Annotated in this window: 16 protein-coding genes; 2 read left to right on the top strand and 14 right to left on the bottom strand. The window is 69.8% G+C overall.

The genetic code is table 11. The features are described 5' to 3' along the window. Nucleotides 1-4 precede the first annotated feature (4 nt). Together G6N30_RS17790 and G6N30_RS17785 are read left to right on the top strand one after the other, a co-directional pair. Nucleotides 5-412 carry a hypothetical protein gene (locus G6N30_RS17790; protein WP_234880260.1) on the top strand — a complete coding sequence of 136 codons (408 nt, stop codon included), beginning with the start codon at nt 5-7 and terminating at the stop codon, nt 410-412. Between the two features lie 164 nt (nt 413-576). Further along, complete coding sequence (locus G6N30_RS17785) at nt 577-1,191, top strand: LON peptidase substrate-binding domain-containing protein (RefSeq protein WP_134059135.1); 615 nt, start codon at nt 577-579, stop codon at nt 1,189-1,191. 10 nt (nt 1,192-1,201) lie between these two features. Here G6N30_RS17785 and G6N30_RS17780 read toward each other — a convergent pair whose 3' ends face one another. The 14 genes from G6N30_RS17780 to G6N30_RS17715 all read right to left on the bottom strand — a co-directional run bounded on the left by G6N30_RS17780 (nt 1,202) and on the right by G6N30_RS17715 (nt 16,509). Next, nucleotides 1,202-2,842, bottom strand: coding sequence for an HNH endonuclease signature motif containing protein (locus G6N30_RS17780; protein WP_197906145.1), 1,641 nt, complete (start codon nt 2,840-2,842; stop codon nt 1,202-1,204). Between the two features lie 84 nt (nt 2,843-2,926). After that, entirely contained in the window at nt 2,927-3,676 is a 750-nt protein-coding gene (locus G6N30_RS17775; protein WP_134055029.1) for an SAM-dependent methyltransferase, read from the bottom strand. Next, entirely contained in the window at nt 3,663-4,025 is a 363-nt protein-coding gene (mnhG, locus tag G6N30_RS17770; RefSeq protein WP_134055028.1) for a monovalent cation/H(+) antiporter subunit G, read from the bottom strand. Before mnhG ends, G6N30_RS17775 begins: the two co-directional genes overlap by 14 nt. Beyond that, nucleotides 4,022-4,309, bottom strand: coding sequence for a monovalent cation/H+ antiporter complex subunit F (locus tag G6N30_RS17765; RefSeq protein WP_134055025.1), 288 nt, complete (start codon nt 4,307-4,309; stop codon nt 4,022-4,024). Before G6N30_RS17765 ends, mnhG begins: the two co-directional genes overlap by 4 nt. A 31-nt stretch (nt 4,310-4,340) precedes the next feature. Next, a complete protein-coding gene (locus G6N30_RS17760) occupies nt 4,341-4,910 on the bottom strand; it encodes a Na+/H+ antiporter subunit E (RefSeq protein WP_134055023.1) in 570 nt (189 codons plus the stop codon). Continuing rightward, nucleotides 4,907-6,514 carry a Na+/H+ antiporter subunit D gene (locus G6N30_RS17755; protein WP_134055021.1) on the bottom strand — a complete coding sequence of 536 codons (1,608 nt, stop codon included), beginning with the start codon at nt 6,512-6,514 and terminating at the stop codon, nt 4,907-4,909. Before G6N30_RS17755 ends, G6N30_RS17760 begins: the two co-directional genes overlap by 4 nt. Next, on the bottom strand, nt 6,511-6,984 hold the full coding sequence (locus G6N30_RS17750) for a Na(+)/H(+) antiporter subunit C (RefSeq protein ID WP_134055019.1): 474 nt from the start codon (nt 6,982-6,984) through the stop codon (nt 6,511-6,513). The genes G6N30_RS17755 and G6N30_RS17750 overlap by 4 nt, the downstream gene beginning before the upstream one ends. Further along, nucleotides 6,981-9,878 (bottom strand): Na+/H+ antiporter subunit A, encoded by a 2,898-nt coding sequence (locus G6N30_RS17745; RefSeq protein ID WP_134055017.1) that lies wholly within the window; start codon nt 9,876-9,878, stop codon nt 6,981-6,983. The genes G6N30_RS17750 and G6N30_RS17745 overlap by 4 nt, the downstream gene beginning before the upstream one ends. Nucleotides 9,879-9,939: 61 nt before the next feature. Beyond that, nucleotides 9,940-10,443 (bottom strand): DUF1707 domain-containing protein, encoded by a 504-nt coding sequence (locus G6N30_RS17740; RefSeq protein ID WP_134055015.1) that lies wholly within the window; start codon nt 10,441-10,443, stop codon nt 9,940-9,942. 97 nt (nt 10,444-10,540) lie between these two features. After that, a complete protein-coding gene (locus G6N30_RS17735; protein ID WP_134055013.1) occupies nt 10,541-12,778 on the bottom strand; it encodes an AAA family ATPase in 2,238 nt (745 codons plus the stop codon). Next, the gene (locus G6N30_RS17730; protein WP_407664661.1) at nt 12,778-13,629 is read right to left on the bottom strand and encodes a CDP-alcohol phosphatidyltransferase family protein; all 852 of its coding nucleotides are present in this window, start codon (nt 13,627-13,629) and stop codon (nt 12,778-12,780) included. Before G6N30_RS17730 ends, G6N30_RS17735 begins: the two co-directional genes overlap by 1 nt. Then, nucleotides 13,626-14,333 carry a phosphatidylserine decarboxylase gene (locus tag G6N30_RS17725; RefSeq protein WP_134055011.1) on the bottom strand — a complete coding sequence of 236 codons (708 nt, stop codon included), beginning with the start codon at nt 14,331-14,333 and terminating at the stop codon, nt 13,626-13,628. The genes G6N30_RS17730 and G6N30_RS17725 overlap by 4 nt, the downstream gene beginning before the upstream one ends. Before the next feature lie 35 nt (nt 14,334-14,368). Then, the gene (gene moeA, locus G6N30_RS17720) at nt 14,369-15,595 is read right to left on the bottom strand and encodes a molybdopterin molybdotransferase MoeA (protein WP_134055009.1); all 1,227 of its coding nucleotides are present in this window, start codon (nt 15,593-15,595) and stop codon (nt 14,369-14,371) included. A 2-nt stretch (nt 15,596-15,597) separates the two neighbouring features. Further along, nucleotides 15,598-16,509 (bottom strand): SDR family NAD(P)-dependent oxidoreductase, encoded by a 912-nt coding sequence (locus tag G6N30_RS17715; RefSeq protein ID WP_179965481.1) that lies wholly within the window; start codon nt 16,507-16,509, stop codon nt 15,598-15,600. Between the last annotated feature and the right edge of the window lie 9 nt (nt 16,510-16,518).

Here is a 16,518-nt window from a genome sequence, read left to right as displayed (position 1 = left end):
GCTGATGACGATGCGGCGTTGGGTGCTGGCGGGCTGTGCGGTCGCCGCGCTCACGGTCGCGGGCTGTAGCAATGTCACCACGGGGACGCCGATGGCCGACCCCGACCAGACCGGCTTGACCACCACCGCGACCAGCCCCTCGCCGACGACGCGGGCGCGGGTGCCCGACCCCACGACACCCGGACCGCGGCCGCCCGGTGCGCCGCCCGCCGGCCTGGCCGACACCACGTGCGGCGAATACGTCGACATGGACGAGGCCACCCAGCGTCAGGTGATCGAGGCGATCGGCGAACAGAACGAACTCGTCGCCCTCAACCCGGAACTGTGGATCACGATGGCCAACGCGATGTGCACGTTCGCCGACCCGGCCACGCTCGTCAAGGACGCCGTCGTCGGAGGCGGATTCAACTGAGGTGATCGCGAGACCGTGTGTGGCGGCGAAGGATTCGGCCGCCGTACCGGTCAGCAGCTCACCGCTGTCGCACGTCGGGGTGCACGAGTTCACCAACGTCAAGACGGTTTGGATTGACCATCGTTGCGGGGCGGGTCCATATTGAGGGTGTGACCGTGACGCCGATGTTCCCGCTCGAGGTGGCGATGCTGCCCGGCGAGGAGCTGCCCCTGCGGATCTTCGAGCCGCGGTATGTCGCGCTGGTGCAGGACTGCCTTGCGATGACAGATCCGGCGTTCGGTGTGGTGCTGATCGAGGCGGGACGTGAGGTCGGCGGCGGTGATCGCCGCAGCAACGTGGGCGCGCTGGCACGCATCGTGGATTACGCGGACCTCGGGGTCGACCGGTTTCGGCTCAGATGTGTGATGGGCGAACGGATCCGGGTGAGAGGGTGGCTGGACGACGCCCCGTATCCGCGGGCCGACATCGAGGTGTGGGCGGACGACCCAAGTGGCGGTGTCGATTCCGCAGCGGTCTTTGATGTGGAGGATCGCATCGTCGCGCTGTACGAGCGGATCGCCACTGCGCGCGGCGCCGAGTTCGGCGGACGCTCGTCGGTTCTGGGCCCGGAGGAGCCGGACGTCGTGAAACGCCTGTACGGCTTGGCGTCTCGGGTGCCGATGGGCCAGGCGGACAAGTACGCCGTGCTTTCGGCGCCGTCGGTCGCGGCACGGTTGGCCGCGTTGAGTGAGGCCGTCGACACCGTCGCGGCGATGGTGGAGTTCCAGCTGTCGGAGTGACCGCCCCAGCTCAGAACGGGGGTGGTTTGGTGCGTTCGGCGACGAAGTCGTCGTTGAGTCGGCGTTCGGCGTCGATGCGGTAGCGGCGGTCTTGGGCGCGGGTGCGGCGGCGTTTGGGCATCATGAGGCCGCGGTTCTTCGCGGCGTCTGCGGTCTTCCCTTTCCGGGCTGCTGCGGTAGGGGTGCACAGGGTCGGGAACAGCAGCGCACTACCCGGGTGGGTGATGTGGGTCTGCCCGCTCGGTGAGGTCCAAATGACGGTACCGTCGGGCAATTGTTGGTCGCGCCAACCGGTTTGGCCGGTCCAGAATGTCTTGAGCAAGTGATGCTTTCGACACAGGCATTTGAGGTTGGACGCACTCGTGGGCCCGGTGGGGTAGGGCACGGTGTGGTCGATGTCGCAGAGGGTTGCGGGTTTGTCGCAGCCGGGGAAGCGGCAGGTCAGGTCGCGGCAGCGCACGAAGTCCTGCAGCGCGATCGAGGGCCGGTAGTGGGGTTCGGGTGGGGTGTCGCCGGGGTGGCGGAGTTGGCGGATCTTCGCGCGGTCGAGGAATGCGGGCAGCACCACCGGGCTGAGCACCCCGCCGCCGATGACGAACGCCGGCGCGGGGGTGGGCTTCGGGGCGGGCTGCGGGTCGGCCGGGGGTTCCTCTGACGCGTCACTAGTGGTGTGCGGGTTCGTGTGGTCGTCGACCGGCTGGCCTTCGGCCGCGTAGCCGTCGGCGGTGGGATTGTCCTCGGGCGCAGAAGCCGTCGGTTTCTCCTCGCGCGCATCGTGTTCGGCCTGGGCCGGCTCTTCCGCGGCACCCTCGTTTCGCGCGTCATCGAGTGCGTCGTGGGTGGTGATGAGGTGGATGATGACGTTGGGGGTGGGGCGGTCGGCGGTGGCGGTGGGGCAGTGGGGGTTGTCGCATTCGCAGCGCAGTGGGTTGCCGGTGGCGACTGCGGCGAAGGCGTCGTTGCGGCGTTCGCGCATGGTGCGGGGGTCGTCGGGGCAGACGGTGTGGGCCATGGCCTCGACGCGTTGTTCGAATGCGACGCCGTCGGGGGCGTACATGCGGGCCCAGAGGGTCATGTAGCCGGCGTCATCGGCGGTGTCGCCGAATTCGATGTCGCGGTCCCGGTCGGCGGTTGTGGTGCAGCGCAGCGCTGCGGGGTCGTGGGTCTCGACGATCGCGTCGATGGCGGCTTTGGTCTTTTTGGCTGATGTGGGGCCCCAGGACAGTAGTTGCTCGGCTAGGGCGGTGTCGACGGCGGCCAGCGTGTCGGGGTCGGTGATCAGGGTGGTGCGGCAGACGACCGCGCGCACCAGCAGGTCGCTGAGGAGTCCGCGGGCGAACAGTGCGGCGACTTTGGGGAGTCGGTCGCGCAGGGCGACGGCGCGGTGGGTTTGGAACAGGGCCAGGGAGTCGGTGATGTTGTGGGCGGCGGCCAGTTCGCTGACCACGCTGGTTTCGGGGTCGACGAACCACAGGTTGCGGTCGAGGGCGTCGTCGAGGCCGGTGCGGCGGCGGAACACCTCGGCCATGGCGGCCAACTTGCGGGCGGCGGCCGCGGATTCGACGCGGCCCCACCCGGCGGAGGCGGTGATGAGTTCGGCGTCGCTGAGCGCGGCAAGGTCACCGATCTCGGGGAGCGAACCATCGAACATGCTTTCGATTCTGGCACGCCCGACCGACACCAGCCACGCCAAAACAACGACCCTGTGGACAAAAACCCCGCTGTGGATGAAGCGTCAGCGCACCCGTTTGGCGTCGACAAAGACGGTGTCCGCCTGGGTGTCTGCCCCGCCGTGGTCGCCGCACCGCCCGTAGCGGGTCAGCAGTTCTTGAGCGCCCATCGTCGTGACCTGCCACCCCCGCCCGGCCAGCCAGTCGGCGACGCCTGTCCCGACGGCCTCGACTGCAAGCCGGCTGCCCGGCGCACTCAGCTCGTCGATGCGGTCGAACAGCAGGTGCGGACCGTCGGCGAGGTATGGAAGGAGGCCCTCGACGGCCCACGCCGTCGGCTCGGTGACGTCGAACCCGTTGTCGCGCAGGACGTCTGGCCAGTCATCGAACAGGTCCGCGGCCACAGGTACGTAGCGGGACACCGCTGGAGTGTCACCGTGCTCGCGCAGTGCGTCGTTCTTGAAACTCAGCACCCCGGGGTGGTCGATCTCGTAGACGGTGGTGCCGTTGACCCACGGCAACCGCCACGCCCGCGCGTCGAGCCCGGCGGCGACGATCACCATCTGCTCGATCCCGTGTGCGCCTGCGGCAATGAAGAATTCGTCGAACCACTTCGTGCGCGAGGACGCGTAGTTCGCGATGCTGTCGATTCGCTGCGACGCCTCGTCGGTGGGAAGGTCGCAGCCCCGGTTCAGCGCGGCATCGATGAACACCTGCGCATAGGGATCGTTGAACAACGGACAGTCTTCGTGTGACTCCCTCTGCCGGGCAAGCGCAACCGACAGGGCGCTCACGATGCCGTCAGGGGTCGTCATGGCCGCGGTGTTCCCTTTCCGCGGCGATCTCAAGCATCTCGTCCCTGGTCATCAGGTCGTCCCGGATGTTCTGCTCGCGGTAGGCGAGCTGGCCGACGCGATTGGCGATCACCGGCGCGGTGATGAGCGTGAAGAGGCCGGTCAGGATGATCATGCCGACGTCGACGTTGCCGCGCAGTCGGATCGCCGCGCCGGCGAGCACCAGCAGCAGACCCAGCACCTGCGGTTTGGTCGCGGCGTGCATACGCGACAGTGTGTCGGGGAATCGGGCGACACCGATCGCCGCGGTGAGCGCCAGCGTCGACCCGCCGAGTACCAGGACGCTGGCGACGATGTCGAAGGCGGTCACCGGCGCCTCCGCGAGATGCCGGGTTTGTCGACGTCGGGCACGCGGAACCGGGCGACGCTGACCGAGCCCACGAAGCTGATCAGCGCGAGCGCGGTCAAGCTGTACGTCACCGTCGTGTCGAGGCTGAACGCCGCCCAGGTGCCGATCGCGCACATCGTGACGGCGACCAGTGTGTCCAGCGCGACGAGTCGGTCCAGTGTGCTCGGACCGGCCAGCAGGCGGAACATCGTCGCGGTCGCGGCACCTGTGAGCATCACTCCCGCGATGATCCAGACCCACGTCATGCGCGATCCGCCTTCGCTTCTCGCTCGGCGTTCATTCGGGGTCCGCCTCCCTCTCCGTCGATGGCCGCCAGTCGGCGTCCCGTTCGAACGCGGCGATCAACAGTCGCTCGAACTGGCTGACCTGGCGGTAGAAGCGGCTCAGCGCCCGGTCGGAACCCACGTCGATGACGTGGACGTAGACCAGGCGCCGAGTCTGGTCGATCTCGAGCACGATCGTGCCCGGCGTCAGATTCATGATGTTCACCGCGAGGGCCAGCACCAGATCCGACTTCACCGCGAAGTGCGCGCGCAGCACCGCGGTCAGCGGTGGCGGACCGGGTTTGACGGCCAGCCACGCCACTTGGACTGACGACACCACCAAGTAGTACGCGACGGTGAGGACGAGGCGCAGCAGCGACAACAGGTGCACCCGGCCCTCCACCGGCACCGGTGGCAGCGGCAGCAGCAGCGTGATCAGCAGCGCGATGGCCAGGCCGCTGACGATGTTGGCGGCAGAGAGCGTGCCCCACAACAGGATCCACACCAGCGTCAGCCAGCACAGCACCCACGCCCGCAGCGCCAGCCGCCGCGGTGACCACCTCGTCCCCTCGAGCACCTTCATGGCCGCTCACCCACCACCGCGGTGATGTACTGGTTGCGGTCGTTGACCTCGTCGGCGGCCCGTCCGCTGTAGGCGAAGATCGGACCGGCCGCCACGGTCAGCGCCAGCCCCACCGCGATCAGGGCACCGGTCGGCACCAGCATGCCCGCGGGCATGCGGCCGACGTGGTCGCGGTCCACGAACTGGATGTCCTCGGACTCCGCGGTGTCGTCGAGCAGAGCCGCCGGGGCGGTGGAGGACAGGTGCCCCTCGGGTGCGTCGTCCCGGGACCGCCAGAACGCCTTGGTCCACACCCGCGCCACCACGTACAGCGTGAGCAGGCTCGTGACCACGCCCCCCGCCACCAGCGCCCATGCCAGCGGGGTGCCGTTGGCCGCACCGGCTTCGAGCAGCGCCACCTTGCCGATGAATCCGGAGAACGGCGGGATGCCACCGAGATTCAGCGCGGGCACCACGAACACGAACGCCAGCAGCGGACTGGCCGCGGCCAGCCCGCCCAGCCGTTGCATCGTCGACGCGCCGGCCTGCCGTTCGATCAGGCCGACGACGAGGAAGAGCGTGGTCTGCACGACGATGTGGTGCGCGACGTAGTAGATGGCGCCGGTCATGCCCAGCTGGTTGGACAGCGCGATGCCGAACACCATGTACCCGATGTGGCTGACGAGCGTGAACGACAGCAGCCGTTTGATGTCGCTCTGGGCGATCGCGCCGAGGATGCCGATCACCATGGTCAGCAACGCCGCCCACAGCAGAACCTGGTCCAGGCCGCCGCCCGGGAACAGCAGCGAATGCGCCCGAATAATCGCGTACACACCGACTTTGGTCAGCAGGCCGGCGAACACCGCCGTCACCGGCGCCGGTGCGGTCGGATAGGAGTCGGGCAGCCACGTCGAGAGCGGGAACACCGCGGCCTTGATGCCGAACGCCACCAGCAGCACCGCGAACAACGCCATCCGCGTGCCCTCGGAAATGTCGTCGAGACGGACGGCCAGTTCGGCCATGTTCAGCGTGCCGGTGGCGGCGTACACCAGGCCGATGCCGAGCAGGAAGATCAGCGACGACACCATCGACACCATCACGTACGAGATGCCGGCCCGCACCCGCTCGGCGCTCGCGCCGATGGTGAGCAACACGAAGCTCGCGGACAGCAGCACCTCGAACCCGACGTACAGGTTGAACAAGTCACCGGCCAGGAAGGCGGTGCACACACCCGCCGACAACACCAGGTAGGTGGGCAGGAAGATCGACACCGGCTGGCGGCCGTCGCCGTCGCGGATGCCCTGTCCGATGGCGTAGGCGACCACCGCCAGCAGCACGATGGACGACACCATCAGCATCAGCGCCGACAACCGGTCGACCACCAAAGTGATTCCCAGCGGCCCCATCCCGGGTTCGCTCTGACCCCAGCCGCCGACGTGCAGCGCCAACGTCCCGTCGCGGTCGGTGAGGTAGACCAGTACCGCGCACACCGCGACGACGGCAACGAGGGCGACCTGAGCGATCACCCGCTGCAGCACCGGTCGGCGGCCCGCGAACAGTGTCAGCGCGGCGGCGAGCGTGGGGATCAGCACCGGCAGGGGCGTGAGCACCGCGCCGAGCGTCACCGCGACCCCTCCCGTCCGGGAAGCGCGTCGAGCTCGTCGGGCAGGTCGGTGTCCCTGGCGAGATCCGGCTCCGGTGGCCGGTCCTCGTCGAGGGCGGCGGCCTCTCTGGCCGCCATCTCCGACACCCGCCGGTCCTCGGGGTCGTTGGCCACGTCTTCGGCGGTGGTCAGGCGGTAGGAGCGGTAGGTGAGCGCCAGGACGAACGCGGCGATCCCCATGCTGATCACGATCGCGGTGAGGATCATGCCCTGCGCCAGCGGATCCGCCGTCGAGGTCTCCCCGGCGCTGGTCCGTCCACGCACCGGTGGGTTACCGGACGGCCCGGCCACCGTGAGGATGAGCAGATTGATCGCATTGCCGATCAGCAACAGGCCCAGCAGCATTCGGGTCAGGTTGCGTTCGAGGAGCAGATAGACGCCGACGCTGGTGAGCCCGCCGATCAGGATGAGGGGGACGAGGAAGGTGGTCATCGCGCGCCCACCTTCGCCGCCGCCTTGCCCGGCCCGGAGGGCTGGGACATCTCCACGTCCACCTGGGCACCCAGGCTGCGCAGTACATCGAGGACCAGTCCGACGACGATCAGATACACCCCTAGATCGAAGAACAACGCGGTCACCAACTTGACGCCGCCGAGCACCGGCAGGTCGAATTCGATGACGGCCGAGGACAATACGGGCGCGCCGAGCAGCAATGAGGTCACCGCGGTGCCGGCGGACAGGCCCAGACCGACGCCGAGGATCTTGCCGGCGTCCAGCGGAAGCGTCTCACCGAGTTCGTAACGCCCGCCGGCCAGGTAGCGCAGCACCAGGGCCAGACCCGCGGTCAGGCCACCGGCGAAGCCGCCGCCCGGCGTGTTGTGGCCGGCGAAGAAGAAGTACGCCGACAGCACCATGATGAGCGGGAAGATGATGCGCGTCGCCACTTCGAGCACCAGCGAGCGATGCCGCGGATCGCGCAGTTCGCTGCCCCGCAACCACGTGATGTCGCCGGCGGCCGGGCTGTTGGCGTAGCTGCCCGCGCGCCCGATGTCGGGCTGACCGGCGTCGGACACCCGCGGCGCGATGCCGAAACGGCGGTTGCGGAACACCAGCGAGGCGACACCGGTGGCCGCGACGAGTAGCACCGAGATCTCACCCATGGTGTCCCAGGCGCGGATGTCGACCAGCAGGACGTTCACGGCGTTCGACCCGGCACCGCGGTAGTAGGCCGCGTCGGGGATCAGTTCGGCGATTCCGACGCCGGTGCGGGCCGCCATCGCGTACACCGCCAGCGAGGTCACCGTGGCGCCGACCGCGAGCGACAGCACCGCGCGCGGCAGGCGTTTGTGGTTGATGTGGGCCTTCTCGGCCTCGGCGGGCAGTGTCCGCAGCACCAGCACGAAGATGACCAGCACCAGCGTCTCGACCAGGAACTGCGTCAGCGCCAGGTCCGGTGCGCCGTGCAGCGCGAAGATGGCGCCGCAGCCGTATCCGGTGACGCCGATCAGCAGGACGGCGGCCAGCCGGTTGCGCATCACCGCGGCGCCGAACGCGGCGGCGAGCATCAGCAGCCCGACCACGACCTGCCACGGCGAATCCCACAGCGCGAACTCCGGCCGGTCCCGCGCGCCGAGCGCGAGTGCGACCGCGGGTACGACGACGAAGGTGCTGAGGATGACCGACTGGGTGGCCGGGATGGAGCCGCGCTGGGTGATCGCGGTGAGGCGCACCGACACCCGGTCGAGGCCGCGGATCAGCGCGTCGTAGACGTGGTCGGCGTTGCCGAGCGGCAGGTAGGCGACCCGGGCGCGCCGCAGTCTGGACCGCTCGAAGAAGGCGGCGAAACCGGCCGCGATCACCAGTGCCGACAGCAGCAGGGGCAGGTTGAACCCGTGCCAGAGGGCCAGGTGGTAGTCGGAGCTCCCGGGCACGGTGCGGGCGTAGTCGCCGAGGATGGCGTCCAGCGGTGCGGGCCACAGGCCGGACAGCAGGCCGGCGGCGGCGAGTACTGCCGGTGCGGTCAGGAACGCCACCGAGGGCCGGTGCATCTCCCGGACTCGCACGCTCGGTTCGTGTAACCCTTTGCGGCTGAACGCCCCCCACAGGAAGCGCAGGCTGTAGATGGTGGTGAACACCGAACCGAATGCGATGCCGGCCAGCACCCAGGGCGCCGTGGGTCCGAGAGCGGCGCTGTGCAGCACCGTCTCGAAGTCGGCCTCCTTGGCGACGAATCCGAGGAAGGGGGGCAGCGCGGCCATGCTGCCCGTCGCGCCGAGCGCGATGAGCAGGAGCGGTTTGTGGCGGTCCCCGAGCCAAGCCAGCCGCCGGATGTCGCGGGTGCCGGTCGCGTGGTCGATGACGCCGACCACCATGAACAGCGAGGCCTTGAACATCGCGTGCGCGACGAGCATGGCCAGTCCGGCGAGCATCATGTCGGGCCCGCCGGTGCCCACCATGATCGTGATCAGCCCGAGCTGGCTGACGGTGCCGAAGGCCAGGATCAGTTTGAGGTCGTACTCGCGCACGGCACGCCACCCGGCCAGCAGCATCGTCGCCAGCCCGAGCGTGATGATCATCGGCCGCCACACCGGGGAGTCGGCGAAGCCGGGCGTCATCCGCGCCACCAGGTACACGCCGGCCTTCACCATGGCCGCCGCGTGCAGGTAGGCGCTGACAGGGGTGGGTGCGGCCATCGCGCCGGGCAGCCAGAAGTGCAACGGCACAATCGCCGATTTCGACAGCGCGCCGACCAGGATCAGCGCCACCCCGGTCGCGGCGGCCGCCCCGGTCGGTGGTGCGGCCACCAGCTCCGAGACCAGGTACGTCCCGGCGAGGTTGCCGAGGATAATGATGCCGACCAGCATCGCCAGTCCGCCGAAGGTGGTGACGAGCAGGGCCTGGGTGGCGGCCCGGCGGCTGGTCGCGCGCTCCGCGTAATGGCCCACCAGCAGGAACGACAACACCGTCGTCGTCTCCCAGAACACGTACAGGATCAGCATGTTGTCGCTGATCACCAAGCCGAACATCGAACCGGCGAACGCCACCATCTCGGCGGCGAAGCTGGGCAGGCGTTTCTCGGTGTGACCGTCGCGGTGGTGGAAGTACGTGGCGCAGTAGAACAGCACCAGCGCCCCGATGCCCAGCACGAGCACGCTCATGATGGCGGCCAGCGTGTCGAACCGCAGCGTGATGTCCATCGACAACTCGGGCAGCCAGACCAGGTCGACGGTCTGTGCGCCGCCGGGCTGCGGCCAGTTCAGCACGACCCAGACCAGAGACACCAGCGGAACGAGCGCGAGCGGGTAGAAGGCTATCCGTCCCCATCTGGCCACGAGAAGGGGCGCCATCGCGGTCGCGACCGCGTGGGCACAGAGGATGGCCAGCATGGCACTCCGATCTTGATTGGGGTCGGGGTGTCAGCCTCAGCTGCTTTGGATTGTGTCAATTCTACGTGGGTTGCTGGCGGGGTCGTCGGGCCCACTCCGAGGTCGTCTGGGAGCAACGCCATCCGTGCGGTGCCGATCCGCCCACGTAGCGCATCGGCAGCGCGTGCGCGACGACACCGATCCCGGCGCCGAGGATCGGCCAGATCGGCCAGAAGTACCAGGAGCCGGCCGTGAGTCCCACGGCCAACCACACCGCGAGCACGATGACGACCATCGTCAGGTAGCCGGCCAGATGCCAGTGCACGCTGCGCCGAGCGGCCTGGCGGAGGGCGGCCCGCCTCGCAGGGTCGTTGCGCCGCAGCGCGGCGACGGGCAGGTCGGCGGTGAGGGTGTGGAGTTCGGTGCTCCTCTGCGCGGCGAACGCGGTCTGCAGCCGTTGCTCGTAGTCGGCCATGTCGAGATAGCCCTGGGTGAGGGCCAGGCCGAGCAAGGTCGCGGTGCGTTGGCGGTCCTCGTCGCCGATGCGCACCGGGGTGGGGATCGGGCTGGAGATGGGGGTGGACATCACGCCTCCCGGTTCTGATCTAGACGGTGACTAGTTCGGATGCTTCGACTGTCCCACTCGAACTTGTCAGCGTCAAGATGTATTCCGCGGCGATTCGCTAGCGGCCTTCGGAGAACGCGCGCAGCGTGTCGACCTGCACGGGATCCAGCGACGGTCGGACCGCCTCGCGCGCGGCCTCGACATCGGCGGCGGTGACGTCGGCGGCGTCGATCGACCGCCGCATCGCCGTCATCGCCGCCTCGCGCAGCAGCGCGACGCAGTCCGCGGCGCTGTAACCGTCGAGCTCGCCGGCCAGCGCATCGAGGTCGACGGCCTCGTCGCCCTCGGTGACCAGAGGGATCGATTTGCCGGCCGTCCGCAGGATCTCCCGGCGCGCCTCGGCGTCGGGCGGTTCGACGAACACCAGCCGCTCCAGTCGGCCGGGCCGCAGCAACGCCGGGTCGATCAGGTCGGGCCGGTTGGTGGCGCCGAGCACCACCACACTGCGCATCGGTTCGATGCCGTCGAGTTCGGTCAACAGCGACGCGACCACGCGGTCGGTCACCCCGGAGTCGAAGCTCTGACCCCGGCGCGGCGCCAGCGCGTCGATCTCGTCGAGGAACACCAGTGACGGCGCGGAGTCTCGGGCGCGGCGGAACAGTTCGCGCACGGCCTTCTCTGATGCGCCCACCCATTTGTCCATCAGCTCGGCGCCCTTGACCGCGTGGACCGAGAGGCGCCCCGAACTGGCCAGTGCGCGCACCACGAACGTCTTGCCGCAGCCGGGTGGCCCGTACAGCAGCACGCCGCGGGGCGGTTCGATGCCGAGCCGTTCGAACGTGTCGGGGTGCTGCAGCGGCCACAGCACCGCCTCGGTCAGCGCCTGTTTCGTCTCGGTCATGTCGCCGACGTCGTCGAGCGTCACCGATCCGACCGACACCTCTTCGGTGGCCGACCTGGACAACGGCCGGATCACCGTGAGCGCCCCGGTCAGATCCGCCTGGGCGAGCCGCGGAGGCGCCCCGTCGGCGCTGGCGCGCGCCGCCGCCCGCAGTGCCGCCTCGCGGACCAGCGCGCACAGATCGGCGACGACGAAACCCGGTGTGCGTCCGGCGATCTCGTCGAGTTGGAGGTCATCGGCGGGGACCTCGCGCAGCAGCACCTCCAGGAGCGCCTTGCGGGTGGCGGCGTCGGGCAGGCTCAAGCCGAGTTCGCGGTCGCACAGCTCCGGGTCGCGCAGTCGGGGGTCGACGTTGTCGGGGCGCGCCGAGGTCGCGACGAACGCGACGCCGGGTGTGGCCACCGCGGTGCGCAGTTCGTTGAGGATCAACGTGCTGACCGGTTCGGGCGTCGAGGGCAGCAGCGCGTCGATGTCGGTGATCAGCAGCACGCCGCCGTCGCGCACGGTCGACACCGCCGACGACACTCTGCCCAGCCGGTCCTCTGCGCGCAACGCGCCGACCTCCGGTCCGTCCAGTTCGACGACCCGCCGCTGTGCGCACACCGCCCGCACCAGGGTCGCCTTGCCGACCCCGGCGGGCCCGGAGACGAGAACGCCGAGATTGGCCCGGGCGCCGAGGGTTTCGAGCAGCGACGGCTCGTCGAGGGACAGCTTGAGCCATTCGGTCAGCCGGCCGGCCTGGGTGTGGTTGCCCTTGAGATCGTCGTAGGTGACCGCCGGTGGCTCCTTCGACGGTGCGGTGACGGTGGCCTGGCCGATCGCGTCACCACCCGCTGCGACCGACGACGCCACCGCGTCGGAGACGCCGCCGTCACCCCATGTCACCGACGAATTCGGTTGGACGCTCACAGTGCCCGGCGGATCCACGCTGGTGACCGTCAACAGCTCGGAGGTCCACGTGATCCCCACCGAGGACGCCAGCGCGGTCGTCGCCGCCGACGTCGACGTGCCGGGGCCGAGGTCGCGGGGGAGCAGGGAGACGGTGTCGCCCACCGTCATCACCTTGCCGAGCAGGGCCTGGCGCAGGGTCGCCGGGGAGATCGAGGTGGTGGCGAGCCGGGATCCCGACACCGTCACCGACCGGGCGCCGTGCACGGTCACCGGCGCCACGATCACACTGCTGTTCTCCCGCAAGCCCGCGTTCGACAGCGTGACGTCGTCGAGCAGGGCGGTACCCGTCGGCGTGCCGGACGGGGCGATGCCCACCACCGCGGCGGTCGTGCGTGCGCCGGTGAGCGCCACCGCATCCCATTCGCGGAGGCCCAGCGCGGCGATCACCTCGGGGTGCAGCCGCACCACCCCGCGCCGGGAATCGAGCGCCGAGGTGTTCAGCCGGGCTGTGAGCCGCAGATGGCTCAGACCCGGTTCGTCGCCGAACAGTTCGGTCTCGGTCATCAGCGGCCGGGTTTACGCAGTCCCAGCCGGGCCATGGACCGGCGTTGCGGTTGGGCGCGTCGGCTGGCGCGACGCGCCTCGCGTCGTTGTCGCGGCGCCACGTCCCATGCCTCCGGTCGTGCGGCCACCCAGCGCTGGTTGCGGATGGTGAACGGAATGATGCACAGATAGCCGACGATGATCAGCAGCACCAGGACGTAGGGGAACAGCAGCAGGGCGGCGGCGGCCAGCGCAACCATGATCAACAGGATCGGCGCGGCGTTCGGGGGCACCGAAACGGCCTTGAGCGCGATCGTCGGCACGCGGCTGACGAGCAGCGCCGAGTTCGCGGCCAACCACGCGCAGACGAACCAGTGCGAGGTCCACCAGCCCTCACCGAACTGGAGCATTGCGGCCAGCGGTCCGATGCTGCCGACCGCGCCGCAGGGTGCGGGCATGCCGACGAAGAACTCGCGGGTGTAGGCCGGTTTGGTGTTGTCGTCGAGCAATGCGTTGAACCGGGCCAGTCGGAGCACGATGCACACCGCGTACAGCAGGACGAAGATCCACCCCACGGGGGAGTCGGGGAGCAACGTCACGTACACCACCAGCGCAGGCGCCACCCCGAAGTTCACCGCGTCGGCCAGCGAGTCGATCTCCGCACCCATCCGGGACTGCGCGTCGAGGGCGCGCGCGATTCCGCCGTCGATACCGTCGAGCACCGCCGCCGCACCGATCAGCGCGAGCGCGATGTGCGGGCGGTCGTCGAGTGCGAACTTGATCGAGGTGAGGCCGGCGCAGATCGCGAGCACCGTGGTGGCGCTGGGCAGGATCCGCAAGCCCCGGGGGCGTCGACTCACACCTTTGCTCACGGCAGCTCCGCCAGGATCGTCTCGCCGCCGACCGCGCGCTGGCCCGGCAGCACCTTGATCTCGGTGCCCTCGGGCAGGTAGGTGTCCAGGCGGGACCCGTATCGGATGAGGCCGTAGGTGTCGCCGATGGCCACCTTGTCGCCGGGTGTCAGGTCGCAGACGATTCGCCGCGCGACCAGCCCGGCGATCTGCACGGCGATCACCTGGGCGCCCGACGGCGTGCGGATCACCACGCTGTTGCGCTCGTTGTCTTCGCTGGCCGCCGCCAACTCGGCCGACCCGAACAGGCCGGGCCGGTGTTCGACGGCCACCACGTCACCGCTGATCGGGATGCGCTGAACGTGGGCGTCGAAGATCGACAGGAAGATGCTGACCCGGGGCACGGGCCGGGCGGGCAGGTTGAGCTCCGCGGGCGGCTCGGCCTCTTCGACCAGGCAGATCAGCCCGTCGGCGGGCGCAACCACCGCGCCGGGGCTGGTCGGCGGCACGCGGGGCGGATGCCGGAAGAAGGCGGCGTTGGCGCCGGCGGCCACCAGTCCGGCCCCGCGCACCCAACGGTTGCGGCGGCCTGCGGCGGCCATGGCCAGCCCGGCGCCGATGAACGGCAGACCGGCCGGGTGTACCGGCGGAACGGTGGTCTTCACCAGCGCCACGAACCGCTCTGGGCCGGATCTCAGGTCATCGGTGCGGGGGCGTCTGGCCATCGGCTGGATTCTACGTGCGTGCGGTGTCGAACTTGCTAGCTCAGGTCCCACACGTCGACTCGCGACCCCGCGGGCAGCTCATGGGTGTCCTCGGGAATCTCGAGCAGACAGTTGGCCGAAGCCAGCCAGCGCAGGTGGTGCGACGCGGGCGGACCGTAGCTGGTGACCTCGCCGGTGGCCGGGTCGAACACTCCGCGGCGGAACTGGCGCTTGCCCCGCGGCGACGTCAGATCCTCGGTCAGCACGGCGCTTCGGCGCGGACGTCCGGGCTGCACCGCACCCATCGCCGCCCGCAGCGGGACCCGCAGGAACACCTCGAAGGAGACCAGTGCGCTGACGGGGTTGCCGGGCAGCGTGACGACGGGTGTGCCACCGACGCGGCCGGCGCCCTGCGGCATCCCGGGTTGCATGGCCACCTTCGCGAACTCGACCTCACCCGAGCCCGATGTCGCCGCCGGGGCGGCTCCGGAACCGAGGGAGTCCTTGACGACCTCGTACGCGCCGGCGCTTACGCCGCCCGTGGTGACGATCAGATCGGCCTGCCCGGCGTAGCGGTTGAGGGTGTCGCGGAAGACGTCGACGTCGTCGCCGCACATGGGCGAGGCGACCACCTCACCGCCGGCCTCGCGGATGGCCGCGGCCAGCATGACGGCGTTGGACTCGTAGATCTGCCCGGGCTGCAGGGGGGCGCCGGGGGCGACCAGTTCGGTGCCCGTCGACATGACCAGCACTCGCTGCCGCGGGATCACCGACAGCTCACCGAGGCCCAGCGCCGCCGCCAGACCGAGGGCCGCCGGGGTGAGCGCAACGCCCGCGCGCAGGACCGTGGTGCCCGCGGTGACGTCCTCCCCCGCGGTGCGGACGTGCTGGCCCGACCGTGCCGCGGTGCGGATCTCGACGGTGTCCGTCGCGCCGTTCGTCGCCTCCACCGGAACCACGGCCGTCGCCCCGCGCGGCAGCGGTGCGCCGGTCATGATGCGGTGCGCGGTGCCCCGTTGCAGGACGAGGAGATCGGTCCGGCCGGCCGGGATGTCCTCGACGACCGGCAGCCGCACCGGCCGGTCCTCGGTCGCCCCGGCCACGTCCTCGGCGATGACCGCGTATCCGTCCATCGCCGAGTTGTCGAAACCCGGCAGGGACAGCGGCGCGACGATGTCCTCGGCCAGTGTGAGACCGAGGGTGGCGGCGATCGGCAGCCGCACGGGCGGTCGTTTCTCGATCAGCCCCGCGACGACACGCTGGTGCTCCTCGACTGTCCGCATCGCTACACCGGGAAGGTGACGCCGGTGAGCTCTTCGGACACCGTCCACAGGCGCTGGGCGACGGCCTCGTCGTGTGAACTGCTGTTGGACTGCACCTGTTCGGGGTAGCCGCGCTGCTCACCCATACCGCCCGGGCCGAAGTACTCGCCGCCGCGCACGTCGGGATCGGTGGCGGCGCGCAGCGTCGGCAGCGCACCCATGTCCGCCGTCTGCGAGAGCAGGCCCCACACCAGTTCGACCGGCCGGCGGGCCACCGGCCACAGGTTGCGGGTCAGCTCGGTGCTCGAGGTGCCGGGATGGGCGGCGACGGCGATGGTCGGGGCGCCCTTCGACGAGAGCCGGCGGTTGAGTTCGTAGGTGAACAGCAGGTTGGCCAGCTTGGACTGACCGTAGGCGTTGATGCGTTTGTAACCGCGTTCGGACTGCAGATCGTCGAAGTTGATGCGGCCCCACCGGTGGGCGTTGCTGCTGACCGTCACCACACGCGAACCCTCGACCGGCAGGAGATTGTCGAGAAGTTGTCCGGTGAGCGCGAAGTGGCCGAGGTGGTTGGTGCCGAGTTGCAGCTCGAAGCCGTCCTTCGTGACGCCCTTGGGGGTCATCATCACCCCGGCGTTGTTGATCAGCAGATCGATGCGGGGGTAGTCGGCGCGCAGCTCGTCGGAGGCCGTCCGGATGCTGTCGAGCGACGTCAGGTCGAGTTCGCGCACCGCGACGTCGGCGTGCGGTGCTGAGGCGCTGATGCGGTCGGCCGCGGCGTTGCCCTTGTCGGTGTTGCGCACGGCGAGGACCACGTGGGCGCCCTTGCCTGCCAGCACCGCTGCCGCCTGATAGCCGATGCCGGTGTTGGCTCCGGTGATGACGGCGACGCGGCCCTCCTGGTCGGGCACATCGGCGGCAGTCCATTTGGTCATGGCCGAAAC

Source organism: Mycolicibacterium litorale (assembly GCF_010731695.1).
Taxonomy (GTDB): Bacteria; Actinomycetota; Actinomycetes; order Mycobacteriales; family Mycobacteriaceae; genus Mycobacterium; species Mycobacterium litorale.
This window is presented reverse-complemented; position numbering and strand designations above follow the sequence as displayed.